Source organism: Bacillus inaquosorum KCTC 13429 (assembly GCF_000332645.1).
Taxonomy (GTDB): Bacteria; Bacillota; Bacilli; order Bacillales; family Bacillaceae; genus Bacillus; species Bacillus inaquosorum.
In genome coordinates this window covers 168,804-187,339 of record NZ_AMXN01000006.1, presented here as the reverse complement: position 1 = coordinate 187,339, position 18,536 = coordinate 168,804, and the positions used below count along the sequence as shown (strand labels likewise).

At 36.5% G+C, this 18,536-nt stretch carries 13 protein-coding genes and 7 pseudogenes; 8 read left to right on the top strand and 12 right to left on the bottom strand.

Annotation, left to right across the window (positions count from 1 at the left end; all coding sequences use genetic code 11):
• The first annotated feature begins 479 nt into the window (after window positions 1–479).
• Window positions 480–941: a CarD family transcriptional regulator gene (locus BSI_RS05350; protein WP_003240494.1), complete on the top strand. Its 462-nt coding sequence runs from the start codon at window positions 480–482 to the stop codon at window positions 939–941.
• A 623-nt stretch (window positions 942–1,564) separates the two neighbouring features.
• Here BSI_RS05350 and cspC read toward each other — a convergent pair.
• Window positions 1,565–1,768, bottom strand: a complete 204-nt coding sequence (cspC, locus tag BSI_RS05355) for a cold shock protein CspC (RefSeq protein ID WP_003240492.1) — start codon at window positions 1,766–1,768, stop codon at window positions 1,565–1,567.
• Window positions 1,769–2,561: 793 nt separating this feature from the next.
• On the opposite strand from cspC, the gene desA reads away from it, so the two are divergent.
• Window positions 2,562–3,587: a Delta(5) desaturase DesA gene (desA, locus tag BSI_RS05360; RefSeq protein ID WP_003240486.1), complete on the top strand. Its 1,026-nt coding sequence runs from the start codon at window positions 2,562–2,564 to the stop codon at window positions 3,585–3,587.
• A gap of 789 nt (window positions 3,588–4,376) precedes the next feature.
• Window positions 4,377–4,829, top strand: coding sequence for a hypothetical protein (locus BSI_RS0121455; RefSeq protein WP_032732232.1), 453 nt, complete (start codon window positions 4,377–4,379; stop codon window positions 4,827–4,829).
• 781 nt (window positions 4,830–5,610) lie between these two features.
• Here BSI_RS0121455 and BSI_RS05365 read toward each other — a convergent pair.
• The 5 genes and pseudogenes from BSI_RS05365 to BSI_RS0121450 form a co-directional block, all read right to left on the bottom strand.
• Window positions 5,611–6,480, bottom strand: a complete 870-nt coding sequence (locus tag BSI_RS05365) for an EamA family transporter (protein ID WP_003240481.1) — start codon at window positions 6,478–6,480, stop codon at window positions 5,611–5,613.
• A 734-nt stretch (window positions 6,481–7,214) separates the two neighbouring features.
• Window positions 7,215–8,423, bottom strand: a complete 1,209-nt coding sequence (locus BSI_RS05370; RefSeq protein WP_003240479.1) for a CynX/NimT family MFS transporter — start codon at window positions 8,421–8,423, stop codon at window positions 7,215–7,217.
• Entirely contained in the window at window positions 8,420–9,112 is a 693-nt protein-coding gene (locus BSI_RS05375; RefSeq protein ID WP_003240477.1) for a FadR/GntR family transcriptional regulator, read from the bottom strand. Before BSI_RS05375 ends, BSI_RS05370 begins: the two co-directional genes overlap by 4 nt.
• 181 nt (window positions 9,113–9,293) lie before the next feature.
• Window positions 9,294–9,596, bottom strand: a pseudogene (locus BSI_RS22240) (lysozyme family protein); the annotation flags it as partial.
• Between the two features lie 11 nt (window positions 9,597–9,607).
• Window positions 9,608–10,476 (bottom strand): annotated as a pseudogene (locus BSI_RS0121450) (hypothetical protein); the annotation flags it as partial.
• Window positions 10,477–10,703: 227 nt separating this feature from the next.
• On the opposite strand from BSI_RS0121450, the gene BSI_RS05380 reads away from it, so the two are divergent.
• A complete protein-coding gene (locus BSI_RS05380; protein ID WP_003240468.1) occupies window positions 10,704–11,330 on the top strand; it encodes a hypothetical protein in 627 nt (208 codons plus the stop codon).
• A gap of 108 nt (window positions 11,331–11,438) precedes the next feature.
• A pseudogene (locus BSI_RS22575) lies at window positions 11,439–11,617 on the top strand (tyrosine-type recombinase/integrase); the annotation flags it as partial.
• 215 nt (window positions 11,618–11,832) lie between these two features.
• Here the strand turns inward: BSI_RS22575 and BSI_RS0121445 are convergent.
• From BSI_RS0121445 to BSI_RS23130, 3 genes and pseudogenes are all read right to left on the bottom strand, one after another.
• Complete coding sequence (locus BSI_RS0121445; protein WP_032732231.1) at window positions 11,833–12,189, bottom strand: hypothetical protein; 357 nt, start codon at window positions 12,187–12,189, stop codon at window positions 11,833–11,835.
• A complete protein-coding gene (locus tag BSI_RS05385) occupies window positions 12,186–12,419 on the bottom strand; it encodes a helix-turn-helix transcriptional regulator (RefSeq protein WP_003240464.1) in 234 nt (77 codons plus the stop codon). Before BSI_RS05385 ends, BSI_RS0121445 begins: the two co-directional genes overlap by 4 nt.
• A gap of 691 nt (window positions 12,420–13,110) precedes the next feature.
• A pseudogene (locus tag BSI_RS23130) lies at window positions 13,111–13,212 on the bottom strand (lipoprotein); the annotation flags it as partial.
• A gap of 3 nt (window positions 13,213–13,215) precedes the next feature.
• Between BSI_RS23130 and BSI_RS22565 the strand changes: the two are divergent.
• Window positions 13,216–13,354: pseudogene (locus tag BSI_RS22565) on the top strand (tyrosine-type recombinase/integrase); the annotation flags it as partial.
• Window positions 13,355–13,356: 2 nt separating this feature from the next.
• On the opposite strand, the pseudogene BSI_RS22560 reads toward BSI_RS22565, so the two are convergent.
• Together BSI_RS22560 and BSI_RS05390 are read right to left on the bottom strand one after the other, a co-directional pair.
• Window positions 13,357–13,503 (bottom strand): annotated as a pseudogene (locus BSI_RS22560) (tyrosine-type recombinase/integrase); the annotation flags it as partial.
• Window positions 13,504–13,953: 450 nt separating this feature from the next.
• Window positions 13,954–14,892 carry a DMT family transporter gene (locus BSI_RS05390; RefSeq protein WP_003240459.1) on the bottom strand — a complete coding sequence of 313 codons (939 nt, stop codon included), beginning with the start codon at window positions 14,890–14,892 and terminating at the stop codon, window positions 13,954–13,956.
• Between the two features lie 268 nt (window positions 14,893–15,160).
• Between BSI_RS05390 and pdxR the strand changes: the two genes are divergently transcribed.
• Entirely contained in the window at window positions 15,161–16,636 is a 1,476-nt protein-coding gene (pdxR, locus tag BSI_RS05395; RefSeq protein WP_032732230.1) for a MocR-like pyridoxine biosynthesis transcription factor PdxR, read from the top strand.
• 185 nt (window positions 16,637–16,821) lie between these two features.
• Here the strand turns inward: pdxR and BSI_RS22555 are convergent.
• Window positions 16,822–17,062, bottom strand: a pseudogene (locus BSI_RS22555) (response regulator aspartate phosphatase); the annotation flags it as partial.
• A 579-nt stretch (window positions 17,063–17,641) separates the two neighbouring features.
• Here BSI_RS22555 and BSI_RS05400 point away from each other — a divergent pair.
• Complete coding sequence (locus BSI_RS05400; RefSeq protein WP_003240451.1) at window positions 17,642–18,535, top strand: DMT family transporter; 894 nt, start codon at window positions 17,642–17,644, stop codon at window positions 18,533–18,535.
• Window position 18,536 lies beyond the last annotated feature (1 nt).

Here is an 18,536-nt window from a genome sequence, read left to right as displayed (position 1 = left end):
GGAAGGGGTCTAACCCCTTCCTCTTTCAACGTCAGCAAACATTTCATAAGCTGGGTGAATTATTCTAACACTAGGTCCTCAACATTATAAAACCATATCACTGGTTATGAAAGCATGTTTTCATTACACTCTCTATCCTCCACTCTATAAGTTTTCACGTATTATGGTTGAAAATTGGTGATTAAATTTGTGCCCATATAGATCAGCAAACATGTCATTGATGCCAAGTCATGAATTCCTAAAGGAGCTTTAATAACTCATTTTTAATGAAAAACTGATTTATATACACGGACCCATTGACATTTCCTTTATTGGAAATCCGACAAGTTCCCTATTGTTTTGATGTTATTTTTGCTTGATCTGATTTTATAAAAAAGTTATTGACAACAAAAATTTAATCATGTTATTATTAAAAGTTTGATAATACACCTCCATATATGGTAGTCTTAAGAAGGTTACCATATATGGAGGTGGATGATATGTTTCAAATTGGCGATAACATTGTTTATCCAATGCACGGAGCAGGTATAATTGAAGCCATAGAAGAAAAAGAAATCTTAGGAAAAAAACAACAGTATTATGTCATAAAAATGACTATTAGTAATATGCAAGTTATGATTCCAACGCGTAAAATATTGAGTTCAAGTATACGACCAGTTACTGATATACGTGCATTAAAACACATTATACACATTTTTCAGCATGGAGAATCAGATAGGTTACTGCCGTATAAGCAAAGGTATATAGTAAACACGAACAAAATAAAAACGGGTGAAATACAAGAAGGCGCTGAAGTTGTACGTGATTTAATGCGTATGAAGAAAGAAAAAGCACTTAATGCAAGCGAAAAAAAAATGTTGGATAATGCATATGAATTTTTGATTAGTGAACTGGAAGTAATTAAAGGAATCACTGAAAAACAAATAAAAAGTTTCTGTTAAGATTAATTATAGATCATGTATTGCATAAATACCCTGAATTTTCAGATAATATCATGATAAAAAGTAAATCCATTTCAAAAACGTTCAACTTCTTCAACTTACTTTTAGAACATTAACCTCTTTTGTTATTCCTTCTAATCCATTTTTATTATTTAAATGTCTTCACGAACATTTAAAGTTTTATCAAAAAACTCGATAAAATAGTCACTCGATTTTTGTAATCCTGATTCACACTGGCACGGACAAGGAGCCGTAAGGATGGAAGAGAGGCAGGGCTTTCATTGTGTTAGGTATATCTAAGTGATTATTTCTAGAAGAAAGTACAATCAATCTCACCTCTATCTTTAAGAATTTCTTATATCCATTGCGACAGTGAATAGTAATTGTTTATCTTAAATGTAGGTCTATACGAAAAGAAAAGTAATTAATTTATATACATTCCGCATATTGTCAATCAAGTATGTTATACTGTAAACAAACCTTTGAAGTGTTAAATCTTTTTCTATTACCTTGTAGCATCTCCCTACTCGAACGTTGAGTAGGGTTTTTTATTGAGTATTATACAGCAGAACATAAAAAAACAGGCCCTCTATAAAGAGCCTGTTTGTATACACGATTGAAGATTAAGCAGTTTTTTGAACGTTAGCAGCTTGAGCTCCACGAGCACCTTGCTCAACGTCAAACGTTACTTTTTGACCTTCGTCTAAAGATTTGAATCCGTCACCTTGGATTGCAGAGAAGTGTACGAATACATCGTCTCCATTTTCACGTTCGATAAATCCAAAACCTTTTTCTGCATTAAACCATTTCACTGTACCTTGTTCCATTTTGTTGCCTCCTAGTGCGTTACCACACATTGTTTTACTATCCCTGCCCAAAGTATCATCAAGACGAAAAGTCGATATTCATACTATCCTTTACACCGAACAAAAATAATTCTTCTTTATCTTAACACGAAACGGAAATAACTGCAAATTAATATTATCGTTTTTTTTATGGCATTATTTATTAAACATGTGGATACCAGTGCAGAATAAGAGGCCCATTAATAATTATGGTTTGAAAACACCGTGAAAATGAATCGCGAGTGTCTTCAAACCTTTTTCTTTGCTAAAAAGTACTTCATTATTGATTGTTAAAGATTTCTTTAAAAAGCTCAGCTGTTTCATGGCAAGTGCAAGATATTCTTTTTAAAGCAGGGCTGTTTACTGGTAAAGCTTTGTTTCTGCAGATGTTTCCAAACGGTCACTCATGGTTTATCCCCTTTTGCCAGGAATACTTGACCACAAATCATCTTCCTTTTCTTCATTATCACTTTTCAAAGCCTTTTTAATTAATAAACTAGGAAATGACTCATAAATCAAACCATTTCCCATAGGGGAGCAGGGAGAGAGTTTAACCCGATAAAGAGCCGGGTATAGTCCCATACGCCTTTTGTATCCCGGCTGGCTCTGCTAATAAAGATTTAGTTGAGCTGGAAATCAGTTTATTATTTCCAATAATTTTACAGATGAATGGGAAAGATACTTATCATATATGGTGTATGACGCTGGGACTTCAAAGGCAATAAAACGTTTTCTATACTTAGAAGATCATCAGGGAAGGGGAAACTTTTAAAAAATGAATGAACAAAACCTAAGGACTTTGAGAAAACTGGTTACACCCTATGAAAAGTCCGATTTACAAAAAAGTATTTGTCAAATCATTAACACATTGGTTCCATTTTTCCTGTTATGGTATTTGGCATATAAGAGTTTGTCGATTTCTTATTTCCTTACATTAGTGATTTCTGTCGTTGCGGCAGGTTTTTTAGTAAGAACCTTCATCATCTTTCATGATTGCTGCCACTATTCCTTTTTTAAGAACAGAAAGGCGAATCGAATCCTTGGAACAATAACAGGAATTCTGACTCTGCACCCTTTTGATCATTGGGCACACGATCATTCTGTCCATCATGCGACAAGCAGCAACCTGGACAAACGCGGTACAGGCGATATTTGGGTACTGACCGTTGAGGAATATAAGGAAGCCTCAACGAAGACAAAACTAATGTACCGTTTGTACAGAAATCCGTTTGTTATGTTTATTATTGGGCCGATTTACGTCTTCGGGATTACCAATCGTTTTAATCGTAAAGGGGCAAAACGCAAAGAACTGATAAATACGTATGTAACAAACCTGGGGATCGTCGTTTTGGCAGCACTTTTATGTTGGGCTATTGGCTGGCAAAACTTCCTGCTGGTTCAGGTTCCAATTTTTATAATATCAGGATCTCTCGGAATTTGGATGTTTTATATTCAGCATACGTTTGAGGATTCTTATTTTGAAGAAGATGAGCATTGGGAATATGTAAAAGCAGCAGTTGAAGGGAGCTCTTTTTATAAGCTTCCAAAAGTCATGCAATGGCTAACAGGCAATATCGGTTTCCATCATGTTCATCATTTAAGCCCGAGAGTCCCAAACTATAAGCTTGAAAAAGTGCATAACAACACTGAACCATTGCAAAACGTACCAACTATTACACTGGCAACAAGTTTTAAGTCGTTAAAGTTCCGCCTATGGGATGAAGAAGGCAAAAAATTTGTAGGTTTTAGCCACTTAAAAAAAGCTAAAAGCCAAGTATCAACCCGGCTAACAACCGATTAAATACACTTCCTTAAACGATGATAAAGGAAGTGTATAATGCAGAATAAAAGTGCAGACTCGCACAACGGATTTGTGCAGAGGTCAGCACTTTTTTAGTGCCAAATACACTTGTAGACTCCACAATGCGGCCGAGAGGACTTGAACCTCCACGGGTTGTTCACCCACTAGACCCTCAACATAGTGAAAACGTATCATGTATTACATAAACCTTATAAATAAAGCATTCTTTATCTTCATTTCCACCTATTTTCTTCTTTTTTCATGAATTTTGGGCAAAAATTGGGCACTACTTTTTTTAAAAAAATCACTAAAAATATTAGCTTTAAATTTGTAATTCCAGCTAAGACCTAAGAAACCACTTACAAGAGAAGTAATGTGGTCTGGCCCACTGGGTGCGATAGTTTTTTCTTTTGGTAGTATCTTGACTTGTCCGATTTTGTAATTCAGTGTAGATAGACAGAGATAAAAAAGAGTACGTATTAATCTTGAATAGCACAAAAAACACTATCCTTTTCGTTACTTTAGAGAAAGGATAGTGTTTTTTCGTTTTGCGGGTATCGGAAAATCATTGCTAATAGCAGTACCTCAATAAGAAGATCTCAATTTCCACTTACCTAGCTATATCAAGGCTTGCTCGTCTGATTTGGGATGTTTGGGGTACAAAAGTTGAGTTACAAACATTATTGTCCAAAAAAATCATTTACTGTAATTATTTTACATGGTATTATTTGTATTATGCATACGAAGTATGCATGTATAATAAATTAAATTAATAAGGAGTGCTTAATCGTGAATCCTAAGTCCATTTTCAAAGGAGTAACATCGACTCTGATAGCTGGTGTAATTGTTGGAACTTGTACTATACCTGCTTTTGCGGATTCGACTACAAGTGTATCGTCGAAAAATTATGCAGTTACAAGTAGTGGAGAATTCAAAGCTCTAGACAAGGAGGTTTCAGAGGGCTCTGTTGATCAATCAAGCTGGAGTCGGGAGTTCGAATTAGATGAGAATGACGGAGCACAAGTAAACTTCTGGATTTCAAATAACGGGAGTAATGACATAAAAATATCAATTGATGGAAAAGTCTCAAGAACCATCGCACCAGGCAAGCAAGGCAACATTTCGACTGAGGTTAAAAATGGTTGGTTTGGTTGGACATACAATTACACATTTACAGCTTCACCACCGGCTCAAGGTGGTAGTGTTAAGATGAAGTATCGTATTGCTCAAAGAAATAATTAACGAATTACGGAAAGGTAATCACTCATTACCTTTCCGTAATTTCATCATTTTTTAGTTTTTTAAAAGATTCCTTACTTTCTATACTTTGGAGATAAATTCACACCAGGTTTTTCATCTTCTCTTTTTCTAAAAATAAAAGGTTTTGTATTAAATCCTATATGATGCAAATCAAACCCCTTAGTAACTACTTTTCTCCAATTTTCTGCTCCTGCTTTTCCTGCTCTTTTCCCCTCAACCTTATGAAATCTTATCATGTCCTATATTTAAGGGTTATACAGCGCTCATTATCATTATTTACACCTTTTTTGATGTTTTTCATATTTTCTGGGCAGTAAAGAAACCTTGACCACTCGCCAAGATAAGTAAAATAAAAAACGAAGGCATCAATAAAGTGGAAGCTTATCATCGATTACAAAAGCCTGTTATTTCAAGCATTTGAAGTCATTCATTACACTCATTTACATCAATTTATATTCATTTAGGGCACAAAATTGGCACTGTTTTAACTGTAAATGAACCAAATGAATAATGAGTTATCGATGGTACATCCTCAATAGAAAAAGAAGAGGACACAGAATATTGGTGTGCTGCAATCGCACTACCCCACTAAAAAACCTTCCAGGAAATCTCTATACTTTGATATGATAAAACTCCTTTCAATGTATTAGTAAAAAGAGTTAGCATCTTAATTGATGGGCACCTTTAATGCATTGATCCCTTAGTTAAACGCAATCAAGAATGTTGCGAAGGAGAATCTCGATGTGCCTGGCCAGAATCCAGTTTAGCTTTTGCAACGTACATTACCGACGGCAATTCCACCTAATATGAGGATGACTCCCATCCATCGTACTATACTCACATGCTCCTCTAACACTAGTGCTGCCATTGAAACAGCTACTGGAAGTTCAGATGCTGTTAATATGGTGCCAAGTCCTGGTCCAACATGTGGCATCCCAATGGTAAATAAAAGAGGCGGAAGGACAACTCCAAAAAAACCAAGAAGCAAACCATAGGGTGCCACGCCCTTTAAAACAGGAAGATCAAATAGATATATAGGGGGAAACAATAGAAATACAACGACTAAACCCCTGGTGGAAAGCAGAGCACTCTTTAGTAAGGGTGGAGTATCTTTCCCAACTGAACCACTAAGAAGGATGAAGGTTGAAAACGTTAAGGAAGCGAGTAGTCCCCAGATTATACCTTGCCAAGACATATTCATTCCCTTCGCTGAAATAATCCCAGCTGCTAGGATAGACCCGACTAGCAGGATAGCTATCGAAATTATTTTCCCTTTTGTAGGCTTTTTCTTATAAAACATCCACTCGAAACATGTACCAATCCAAACAAATTGGAAAAGTAAAATGATAGCCAGTGATGCATGAAGTGATTGTAACGATTGATAATAAAATCCTCCTGTTAAACCAAAAGGGATGCCGGATAGTAGTAACTTAATAGTTTGACTTCGCGTTACTTTTCGCTTTTTTGTAAACAAAACTAGTATCCAGACCATCAGTGTTCCAAATAAATACTGCCCACCTGTCACCTCTGTGACCGAATAACCAGCTGAATAGGCTAGCTTAACGAATGTAGATAATATCCCATAACAGCACCCACCTAAAAATACAATTAATCCATAATGCCAACTTTTCAAAAGTTCTCCCTCCTTTTTTCCATAAAAAAAGCCACACTACTATCAATTGACAGTAGTGTGGCGAAAATAGAGTTTCCTCTAGAAAAATCCACGCTCTAAAATAGATTTTATTATTCAAATTTAACAGTATTATAAATTAATTGTCAATAAAATAATTGATTCTGTTTACAAAACTTATTTTAAATTTGTCCTTATAAAATTTAAATACCGTTTAATGAAAAACTGAACATGAAACACAATGTCTTTTTTTGGAAACTCATTCATAACTATGTTATGCACCAACTCGATCTGCGGCAATTTTAAAGCCACCATTTGAAGCACTGTCTGCATCTACAAAGTGAGTAAATATTACGATGCTACTTAATACCATTACGGTCAATAGAATTCGGCTGTTCTTCATTTATAATCTCCACTTTTTTCGTTTCGCCTCAACATAAGCCATGGCAAATAAAGCTTTCGTTAAAAAATGTTCAGATTTTCCAAAAATATTTTACGAATAAAAAAGAAAGACTCAACGTCTCTCTTTTTCATTTATTTCAAGTGTAGTTTTATTTAAATTCCATGTCTGCATCTTCATGCTCATACTAAGAAGAAGAACGATTTATATAATCCCATTATGGGTTTCCATAATCAATATACCCAATGACTATAGTAATCATCGCCTTTTTTATTAAACCCAACGGCATAGGCAGTTCATGGTTCCTCTAGAAAGAGCTTTACTGAAACAAAGCCCCTTATACCGTGTGATTTTTTGACGCACCCAGGCCAAATATGAACAGCAGAATGCTGACCATAAGCAACAATGATATTGGGAGGTTCCAGCTTGCCGTGACGTCATGGAGCAAACCAAACAAGGTCGGTCCTGTTGCAGCCAGCAAATATCCAACAGATTGCGACATACCGGACAAAGAAGCCGCATCGGAGGCATCCTTCGTCCGCAAGCTTAAAAAGATCATAGCCAAACTGAACGCACATCCCCCAGCAATTCCGAGTAAAATTGTCCATAACAAAATAAGTGCATTATCGCCGAAATAAAGGCCACTCAATGAAACAAAAAACAGGACAGTCATTATGACAACCAGTAAACGCTGGTTCTTCATGCGTCCCGCAACGATCGGTACGATGAATGATACGGGAAGCGAAGCGAATTGAAATAGCGATAGCATCCAACCAGCGCTGTCTTCACTCAAGCCCCGGCTTGTCATGATTTCAGGTAACCAAGCGATCAAAACATAGAAAAGCAGAGACTGCAATCCCATAAAAAGTGTAATCATCCATGCCAGCGGTGAACGCCACAGACTTCGCCGCGTCGACGCACCGCTAGTTGTTATCATGGCTGACGCGTGACTCGCCCGCGCTTTAGGAAACCAGAATAGTGCGGCTATCAGAGCGAGCAATCCCCAGATTCCAAGTGCGCCATTCCAGCCAAAACCGAGATTGCGGGCGAGCGGGACACTTACACCGGAGGCTATCGCACCGCATAAATTCATCGACACTGAATACAGCCCTGTCATAAGACCGACATTACGAGAAAAATCCCGTTTAACAAGACTTGGAATTAGCACGTTGCACACCGCTATCGCGAGTCCAAGCAAAACGGTGCCTGCAAACAAAGGAACTGTTGCAGTCAGCGAGCGGACAGCAATACCTACCATGAGCAGAACCAATGCATAAAGTATGATTCGTTCTATCCCGAAGCGGCGCGCCAAGATAGGCGCGAAGGGGGAAAGAAGCGAGAAAGCAAGCAACGGCAATGTCGTAAGCAAGCCTGCCGCGGTATTCGATAATCCAAGGGACTCGCGAATCGATCCTACCAGTGGGCCTACCGACGTTAGCGGTGACCGCATCGTCAGTGATATAAGGACGATGCCTATGATGATCGGCCAACTCAATGAGAGCGAACGCTTTAACCCAGTTGGCTTCGTACCACTTTGTACGCTCATGGCCGCTCCCCCTCTTCAACGGCGATAACATCCTTCGATTCCTGGATATAGCGATGAACTGCTTCCACGGCACGATCGGCGTCCTGACCGACAATCGCTTCCACCAGCTGTCTGTGCATTTCCAAAAAATCCACATCGACTTCATAACGAGTCAGGCTTGTAATCGAATCTTGCAACGCTTCAGCGATATGGTTGTATATTTCGATCAATATTTCATTATGCGAGGCCTTGACGATGCTTTGATGCAAATGAATATCCGCCGTTACAAAGCCATCAATGTTACCGAGTTCTGCCGCTGCCTCGCAGCGTTCCAGTTGGAGAAGAAGTTCGCGGGCCTCGTCGTCGGTTCTGCGTTGTGCAGCTAGATGGGCTCCCTCACGTTCGAGTGCATACCGGACTTCTAATGTTTGCAACGTATCGGAGCGCAAAATACGTTTTTTCAACACGACCCCCAAAGCACTTGAAGAGCAGACATAAGTTCCGTCACCTTGTTTCGTCTTTAAGAGTCCCGCATGTATCAATGCCCGAATTGCTTCCCTTAATGTATTGCGGCTAACATTCAGCTCGTTCATCAACTCCGGCTCGGCCGGAATGCGCATCCCGACACCCCACTTGCCTGATTCGATCAAACTTTCCATTTGTAGAGCGACTTGCTCAACCAGCGTCTGCCGGTTTGTTTTCTGAAGCATGTGTATATCCTCCTGTAATGCATTTATCAAACATAGGATGTTTGGTTAATTGGTATTTTATCACGCCTATGAAATTAAGACAACAAAATAAGAAGGTAATTAAAGAGGCAGGGAATGCCGCTGCTCATGGTGATGATATAGAATTTAACAGCAAAATGGCAGAGCCTTTATTTAAATTTACAAGCGAATATTCTGTATGAGTTATGGAGTTAGGAGATAAGCCGATACTCTCGGAACCTTGCATAATATCTAAAGAACGCCCACCACTTTCCTGCATGGTGAGCGCCATAATAATATTCACTTGGTCAAAAACGCCTTCCTGACGGGCGTATTTCTCAAATACCGCCCTACATCGTTCCACTTCCGGTGCAATGCCAACTGTTTCATATTCGCCATCCCCGCCGCCTATAAAATCGTCATGACCACTACGATACATAAAGCAAAAAAGAAGATAAGGAGCCGAGAATACTAAAGAAAGAACTACCTATTTACTCATCATCTTGTTCTTTTATCCCTTCTCAGTCGATCTTCTACTTTTGAAGAAGTGCGTCTTGCTATATCATTTAAAGACACTTGCTCGAATGTATTTACACTTTGTTCAGTTCGTCTAATGGTTTGTGATGAACAATAGGTTGATCCTCTACTTTTGTAGGTTGAGGGCTTTCAAAGCCATGTTGTGGTTCAGATTGACTCATTATGACTTTTTGATCCGAACGTTTGATTTCTGCTGTTTTCTCTTGGGCTACAGGCTCACTCTTTGAAACAGAATCATCTTTCTGGACTTCAAAATCTTGTTGCTGATCTGTTTCAGTATTCAGATTTTGTTCTTCATAGACATACGCTTCCCGATGAGTGCGTTCTGTATCTTTTTCATTCTCTTGTAAGACTGACGCTCGATTAAAAGCAGTTTCTTCTTCATATTGTAATGAAGCATCGTCAGATTGTCGGTGATGACTTGCAGGATGTTTAAGAATCTGTTCCACACATTCTTTTTGATCTGTTCTAGTTGATTCATCCTTCTTATCCTGTAAAATAGGTGCTCTTTTTGATAACTCCTCATTTCCTTCATTCAAAGCATCTTTCAGCATAGGAGAGTTTATTCCGTCTTTTCTCAATCTGTCTAAATGAGATTGCTGTTTATTTTTTGTTGCATTCGCAAATGCTTCTTTTTGTTGTTTTTTCGATAGAGTTTGAGGATTTCGTTTTAAGCTTCGGCTGTTATGTCTAGCTATTCCGTTTGCAGTCTCTTTTTGCGGGGTTCTTGAAATAAAATGAGCATTGTCATATCCCATAGCAGCCCCACTCGGTGAATTACCGCCACTTTCACTAGTGACACCTTCTGAATTTGAACCATTTTTACCCCCGATGACATTTCATCACTTAACCTTTCTAAAACTTCATCTAATAAGTGGATATTCATATTATTCATGCATTTGTCTATCCTCTTTTTTAAACCGGCTGAATAGAAAGTTTAAATAAATGTTAATTTAGTGTTTTTCTGCAAAAAAAGACATCATTTTCATTCTATTAATGCTATTATAACTTCCATCCTATTGAATAATAGGAAAATTAAGCAAGGGAGTGTTGTCATATGTTTAAAGCAAAGTTCAAAAAAACGATAGGGATGGGTATCGTTGCAGCAGCCTGTTTGATGACTACTGCATTGCCGGCAAGCGCTGCGCCGGCGAATGTAAACGATGCCAAGTCAAATGATTATACGATTAAGTCATTCCATTATTTATCTGTAGATGGAAAAGATGTGAATTCTCCGGCCCAAGTGAACAACAAATCCAACAACATAAAAGTGACCATGGTTCTGCCTAAACAGAATAAAAACGGCGATTTGTTGGCATATGGATTCACGAGCAAGGTAACTTTAGAGGCATTTATCGCAAAAGATAAACAAAGGCTTCAAAACAAATTCCAGCCGACGGCAAGCGGCTCTTGCTGTACCGATTTCTATGAGTATAAAAATAAAGGCGGGCAGTATATTTATTGGAGAGACGGATTTACAAACTTGTCTTCCGCTTGGAATGACAGAATTTCCTCTTTAAGTACGGCTTCACCTTCTTCAAGCTATTCAACGACGCTCTGGGAGCATACTTCAACTCAAGGGTATGGCAAAGGAGTCATGTTTAGACATTCTGATTGGTATGGCAAAACGGCCAATATGGCTTCAGATTGGGACAACAAGGCTTCGGCAATCCAAATCAAGTAATCTAGGTAAAGAAGTTTCAAAATCACTATTCTCTTAAGAAGAATGAGAATAGTGATTTTTTGTATTGTCATGACAGTTGCCAGTTTGCTGTGCTTATATAATGACTAGTCTAAAATTTTTGATAAATCTGTACATGAAGATATCTTAAAAAGAAATCCATGTGACAACGTTAAACGATTACCTTTAACAAGAAAAAAATGAAGTTTTGGAGACCAGAACAATTCAAAAAATTTATTAGTTTAATACCTCAAGATCAGTTATTGTTTAAAAACTGTTATACCGTTGCACTATTCAGACACCAAGGAGAACCACTTTACATCATTTCTATAATTTTGTATGAATTATGGTTAATAATTGGTGAGCAAAAAACCCCCTTACTTCCCCACTTCTCCAAATCTCATTATAAAATGATCTAATTTTCGTTACCTCTCTTAAAACAATTAAAACTACAGAGCCACTATATTTCTTGGTAATTGAACTTACTTTCTTTCAATTTAGTTCTTCAGTTTAAAAAATCTTTTTTATATCGAACGGCTAGATAGATTCCTGAAGCTAATAATGCAAGAGAATATTTAAATAAGAAGAAAACTTGCCACATATATTCTTTTGGGAAAATCGTGTCACACAAAATTACTCCACATAACATAAAGAGGCAACTTTTTAATGATATTTGATTTGTTCTTTCGTCAGCCTTACCCATTTTTTTAATAAATACGAATGTCAGAATCAATCCGACTACAAGCAATACAAACCCACTGCCAATAAGAATATTCCAATTTCCCGGAGAATGTTCAGCCCAGGACTTTAAAGGAGAAAAAATTGCGTTAGTGATAGTATCTGTGATCGAATTAATTTTCATTTTTGATCATTTCCTTTCTCATAAGTAAAAATCTCGTTTACATCCACATTAAAAAATTCGGCAATTCGAAAAGCTAACAGCAGAGTCGGAACATAATTTCCTTTCTCCATTACAAAGATGGTTTGTTTGGAAACCCCGACTTTCTTTGCTAATTCTTGCTGAGACAATCTGGCAAGTACACGATATTCATAAACCTTATTTGAGATCGAATCACCAAAATCCTTCTTCATGACCATCACCTCTTGAACCAAATTATAAACTTACCTTATACAAAAGTAAAGTAAACTTATACAAAAATATAAAATACCTTTATGTTTACTTAGATTACTTTGATTTAAGAACCAGAATGCAGAAAGAACCTGATGAAATTCATGATTCTGTCAGGTTCACTTATCAATCTGGTTTTATTTGGTTTTTGGTGGTGCGTTTTATGATATTCAGTAGTGCAAAAAACGGTTAGAGTAATGAAATCGGGTGATGGAGAGCACAACAATTTGAAAAACAACTTATAACTTTAAAGCATAAACAAAAAAGATACCAATATGGTTTGTTATCTTCATGATTATTTTGATTATGTGCACTTACAATTGTTAATTCTAAATACGAAACGCTTCCGGGGCAAGATCACTCAGCAGATATAATGGCTCCGGAAAAATTGGCAAAAGCAATTGTGAAATATTCTAATAGTCATCAAAAATGATATATGGAGAAGGAAAATGTGTAACATGGCATCAGCCCATCTACGAAAGAAAAAAATTATGGAATCACCTTATAAATCCTTCATTACAATGAAGGATTTTTTTATTAATCAGTAAGCAATTACAATAATACTTTTGCACTTAACGGTATCATCGTGCAAATCCTTTTATAGACAGAAAAAAAGAGGAGTAAACACATTGTTTACTCCTCTAACTTTGTCCCTTAACCTTTTACTTCTTCATAGTCTGGTGTTTTCTTCGACAAGCCAAGACGATCATTTTCTCCATTTCCCGGCATACCGGTCATCTTCTCGTATTTATCTCCTTAGTTGACAAAATCATATTAGAAATAGATGTGAATAAATCGTGTACCTGGCTTGATGGTCAATATGTTGTTAAAAACCAAAAATTCGATTCGACGAGTTAGTATCAATAAAAAATTGCTTAAGCTACTAGAACATTGGAGAGGAGGAGTAAGATCGCTGTCCTTGCAAAAGTATTTAATCTTTCGACTGAATATATCTTTTCTTGAAGGTATATCTTTATATTGAAAGATATAGGTATCATGTGAATGTCTAATACCTAATTCATTAAACAACTCTTCTTGTGATGACTTCCTTTAGGTAAGTGGGCAGTTTGTGGGCAGCAGACAATAAAAATAAGCACAAAAAAATACCAGGGGTCTACAACACTTGGTATCATTGATGCGGCCGAGAGGACTTGAACCTCCACGGGTATTCACCCACTAGGCCCTCAACATAGTAAATCCATATCATTGGTTATGAAAGCTTATTTTCATTACACTCCTTAAATTCATTTGCCTTCATTTCTATTACGTTTATATGAAATATGGTAAAAAAATGATGAGCTAAAACGATAAAGATATCAACCTGTTCATTTGGTATCCTCATTCTTCAAGTACCACAATAAAATGGGCTCTGTTTTTAGGTTATTAAACCACTGAATATTTTTATGGTATTGCACGTGTCACTCTGCCAATAACCACTATATCACTTTCCACATTCAAAAGTTTCCATCCAATTTAAAAAAGCTGGCGAGAGATAGTTTATCCCACACTCTTTTTAGTATTGTTAATCCGTCTATGTTTTTTCGCCCATAGTCTACCAATATAACCTGTACCAAATAGAACACCAGCCACAATAAATACAAATCCGATTAATTGTGAAGTTGTAATTGTTTCATTTAAAAAAATAGCGGAAAATACAAGACCAAAAAATGGAACAAAGTTGTTAAATATAGCTGTTTGACCTGCACCTATCCGCTGAATAGCTGCATTAAAAACAATATATCCAATTCCAGTTGCCACTAACCCAGATACGATAAATAAAAAGTAAGTAAATAAAGATGCAGAAGTCATTTCATTGACCCCGCCAGGTTCGGTTATAAAACTAATAATCAACAATCCAATTGAGCCAGCTAGGTACATTATTGTTGTTACCTGTTTTGAATCAAGTGTTTCTGTTGCCTTTTTTACGAAAATAAAACTAATGGCTTGGACAAACATAGCAATAATTATAATTAATTCTCCCTGAGATAATTGCATGTTACTAAATGACCCACCCTGAATAAAGAAGACGCCGGTTAATGCTAGAATAAAACCAAGCACTCGTAATTTTGTTAATTGTTCACCTAAAAAGAGAACAGCAAGTATTGCAGTTGTGAGTGGAACTAATGCAAGAATTAAAGAAGCATTCGAAGCATCAATCATTGTTAAGCCTACTGCTATTAGCGAATGGTGTAAGATGACACCGAATAACATTCCAAGTAATGTATAAATCCATTCCTTTTTCGATAAACGACGAAATGATTTCCCCAGAACGATCATGATTAATGCTGTAATCCCAGCCATCATAATTCGAAAAGCTGTCATTGTTTGAGGGGGTAAATCTTCCACCAATACTTTAATTATAACAAGATTAAGTCCCCAAATAGCTGTAACAAAAAACACTAAACCGTAAGTTAGTAATAAGCGTTTTTGATTCACAAGTTACTCCTCCATTTTCCAAGTGTAATGCTATGTTCAACTATAAGTGCCATATTACTTTAACGTTTGTATAACACTCAACACATTTCTATAACACTTAACCTTTGTGTTTTCATCTGTGGAACTACTGTATGAAGACTTACTTAATAGCGTTTTATTCTTATGTGTGAATAACTTTCATTCAAGGGTTAAAATAAATATATTAAAATCTGCTATATGAATAAGTCTATAACACTAACCAAATGTATAACACTTAGGAGGATTTATGGTGCAAATTGATATTCAAAGAAATAAAGGGGAATCACTATCTAAACAAATATATCAATCTATTGTTGACCGAATCCGTTCAGGACTTTTGGAAGAGGGATCGAAATTGCCTTCTGTACGTAGTCTTTCCAAACAACTGGAAGTAAGTTTGGTTACAGCTGTCAAGGCGTACAAACAATTAGAACAAGATGGATTTGCTACTTCTATCCAAGGAAAAGGTACTTTTGTAAAAGCAAAAATAAGCGAGAAAAAGAAAGTAGAAGCAATACCTTCATACGATTGGCAATTATCACTTCAAGATTATCTACCAAGATCCCAGTTTGCTCGTTATCATATTGCTCCTCAAAAAGTTCATCTTTCATCGTCCATGATAGATCCTAAACTACTTCCAAACAGATATTTTGAGCATGAGGTACAACAGGTTCTTTCGGAGAATCCAGAGTTATTGTCTATATACGGGAATGTTCAAGGTGATAATCAACTAAGGAGTGAAATGTCTGCCTATTTAAAAAGGTCAGGGGTTACTTCTACACCAGAAAATATCTTAGTTACAAGTGGTCTTCAACAAAGTATAGATCTTGTTGCTCGTACATTTGTTGGACCTGGGGATGTGGTGGTAATGGAAGCACCGACATACCCGGGGGCAATTGATATTTTTCGGGGAAGAGGTGCTACCATACTTACGGTGCCTGTTGATAAAGATGGAATGCGAATAGATATACTCCAAAACGTATGTGAAAAACATAAGCCCAAAGTTATCTTTACGATTCCTACATTTCATAATCCAACAGGTTTTGTTATGTCTCTAAAACGACGTAAGCAGTTACTTGATATAGCCGGGAGTATTCATAGTATTATTGTGGAGGACGATCCATGCAGCGAGATTTATTTTGAAAAGAAACCACCTGTCACCCTTAAAAGCATGGATCAGTTTGGTAATGTAATTTATTTAAGAGGATTGAGCAAAACGATTGCTCCGAGTTGTAGAATAGGAATATTAACAGCTTCTGGCTCTATTTTCAATCGTTTATTAGCTGCAAAAGCAAATGCTGATTTAGGAAGTCCTTTACTTACACAAAAGGCTATTCTTCCCTTGATTAACTCTAAAAGAATGATAGATCACTCAAAGAAGTTGAGGACGGCTCTAAAAATCCGAAGAGATTTAGCTCTTGATTTACTTACAAGTCTTTCTCCTGAGGGTGTATCTTGGACGATACCAGAAGGAGGATTAAATTTATGGATCAGTTTGCCTTCTTGGATTGATAGTCATCTTCTTTTATCAGAAGCAAAAAAGCAACAGATAACATTTTTACCAGGATCAGCATGTTATCCAGCAGGGCAAGAAAATAATCATTTGCGTATTAGTTACTCATATATAAATGAGGAACTATTGAAACATGGAATTACAACATTATGTAATATCTTTCATGCTGCGATTTCATCCCAAAAAACAAGTGAAAATAGGCCAAATTTTTAAAGTAATCATTGATAATATAGACTGAATTTTAGTTTTCATCGTCCACTCCTAAGAATCTTCAAAACAGCTTATATTTCGAAGATTCTTAATCGTATTTAATATAAGTGATCACAAGTCCTCAATAAAGAAAAAACCGATGTTCCTATATGTGCGGGACATCGGTTTTTGTTCGTATCCTTTTACATGAGATCTTCTATTTCCTTAGATTTCATATAACTCAGCATTATCTCGTGTCTAAATTCTAATAGCTGATAATATAACAGGGCATCTTGGTTTTCTTCCATGTTTAGCAACTCTTTCTCTACTTCTGTTTTTATAATCTCTGCTTGCAACTTGATCATTTTTTATTGATGTATACCATTCATTTAATTTTTTTGTGACTAAGTCGTACGGAATTTTATCTTTATCTAAGAAAACACCCCGCAAGAAAATTGCCCCATCCTTACATAAATTGTGCGAGTATTTACATTAATTGTATTATGCCGGAACAAACATCCTTTATTTTACAAAGATGAATTGCAAAAAGGTACATTATATCTACTCCTTTGCGGTTTTTTTGCGGTTATAGCAATACTTTGGCGACTTAACGCCAACCATCACGATGATCCCTTTCAAGACAGAAAAAAAGAGGAGCAAACACATTGTGTCTACTCTTCATACTTCTGTCTCTTTTCCCTTAAGTCTGGTGTTTCTTCGACAACCACAGTCGGTCTTCCAGGTATTTATAATTAAATATGAAACATTCGTATCCTTCAAGAAAATGTTTCATGTATAATCTATTTAGAACCATCTTTTCGTAATATCTAACTTTTTGAAAATACAATATAAATAGGGGGATTAACATGCTACTCTCAGATATAAATCTTTACGTCTGGAAGCCATTTTCAACATCACCGCCACCGCCGTTTACTCCAGCTGTTGAATCAGCAGTGAATAAGCTTATATTTAAAACAGATTAAGAATCTGCGAAATATAAGCTGTTTCGCAGATTCGAAGGAGTAGACAATGAAATCTAAGATACAGTTTATATTATCAATGATTATTTTCGGTACAATGGGTTTAGTTGTAAGATACATTGATTTATCTTCGAGTGAAACAGCTTTACTAAGTAGTTCAATTGGATGTTTATTTTTAATAATCGTGTTTTTTATGATGAAGAAAACCATTCCGTGGAAATTAGTAAAAGCTAATGCTTACATCTTATTTCTATCTGGTATTGCATTAGGCGGAAATTGGATATTTCTTTATCAATCGTACGATCATACAACACTTACTAATGCAACATTAGGGTATTACTTTGCACCGGTGTTTGTCATGATTCTCTCACCATTTGTCCTTAAGGAACAACTACCTGTCAAAAAAATTGTTTGTATTGGTATAGCGATAATAGGAATGTTATTAGTTGTTGGAAACGGCATAAGTGCATCTGGAACAGAGGATCTACTTGGGATCTTTTTCGGGTTAGTTGCAGCTGCATTTTACGCTGCATTGATGTTAATCAATAAATTTATTCACCACATGGGCAGGTTAGAAATTACAATCATCCAACTTGGAATAACCGCATTACTGCTCTTGCCATATGTGTTTTTCACAGAAGGATTCGGTATCTTTGGAGTATCTAGATCATCCGTCCCTTTTATCATCATTTTAGGAATTGTAAACACCGGTATAGGATTTTGGTTATTTTTCTCGGGTATGCAAAAATTAAAAGGGCAGAGTATTGCTATGCTAAGCTATGTCGATCCATTTGTAGCTATATTAATTTCTGCCATTATCCTACAAGAACAAATGACCATTGTTCAAATGCTAGGTGGCGCACTCCTTTTAGGCTCAACATTTGTTAGTGAGAATAAATCAATCAAATTTCCAAAACAATTAAAGAAATTATCAACTAAGTAAC